Raw genomic sequence first — 807 nt, forward strand, 5'->3', positions numbered from 1 at the left:
TTTCTGGAAAACGGCACATCCAAAATGGCACCACAACCGTTTATCCGTCCGGCATTTGACGGTAAAGCGGATGAGGCAGCGGATCTGGCGCTGAGCAAACTCAGTCAGGCTATCGATAAGGTGCTGAGCGGATGAAAGAATCTGATTTGTTTTCTTTGCTTGACCCGGTGCTGCCGGGCAGGGTTTTTCCGTATGTGGCTCCGCAGGATGAACCCAAAATTCAGCCGCCGTGGTGTGTTTTTTCACTCTATGATACCGGCGGCGATGTGCTGTGCGGTCGTGCTGAGACAATGACCAATATCCAGGTTGATGTGTATGCAAAAACCATCGATGAAGCCCGCCGGATCCGTGAACTGTCTGTTGCTGCTGTTTCTCCGCTTTCACCGTCAGAGTTTACAGAAAAGCAGGGCTATGAAGCGGATACCTCGCTTTACCGGGCCACGCTGGAGTGTCAGGTCTGGCAATAACGTAATCTTGAACAACAAGCTGCTGCGGCAGCTTTTTTTATGCTTACAGGAAAATAATCATGCCGAGCAAATATGAAAAAACGCAGGGCACGAAAATCAGTATTTCAAAGCTGCCTGCAACAGAAGTGAACCCCGCATCCGCAGAATTTCTGCCGCTGGCCTGTGCGGCCAAAGAGATCAGTTATACCGGTGGGCAGAAGTCGGATATTGATGTCACAACCCTGTGCTCAACGGAGCAGGAAATGACCAACGGGCTGGCCTCTCCGGGGGAAATCACGATCTCCGGTAACTGGTCACCGGATGAAGGTCAGGAAGTTCTGCGTACTGCCTATGACAAAGA

Annotated in this window: 2 protein-coding genes and 1 pseudogene; all 3 read left to right on the plus strand. The window is 51.2% G+C overall.

Annotated features, from left to right (window positions below):
- The coding region (locus GN208_RS17820; RefSeq protein ID WP_347881006.1) for an HK97-gp10 family putative phage morphogenesis protein at positions 1 to 135 on the plus strand (135 nt) is incomplete at its 5' end.
- Positions 132 to 467, plus strand: a complete 336-nt coding sequence (locus GN208_RS17825) for a hypothetical protein (RefSeq protein ID WP_096875116.1) — start codon at positions 132 to 134, stop codon at positions 465 to 467. The genes GN208_RS17820 and GN208_RS17825, both read left to right, overlap by 4 nt.
- A 59-nt stretch (positions 468 to 526) precedes the next feature.
- Positions 527 to 807, plus strand: a pseudogene (locus GN208_RS17830) (phage tail protein); the annotation flags it as partial.

This window comes from Morganella sp. HSTU-ASny43, assembly GCF_022819185.1.
Classification (GTDB): domain Bacteria; phylum Pseudomonadota; class Gammaproteobacteria; order Enterobacterales; family Enterobacteriaceae; genus Morganella; species Morganella morganii.

Excerpts from the sequence above, each read along its gene's own strand:
- GN208_RS17825 (WP_096875116.1), top strand. The coding sequence starts at position 132 with ATGAAAGAATCTGATTTGTTTTCTTTGCTTGACCCGGTGCTGCCGGGC.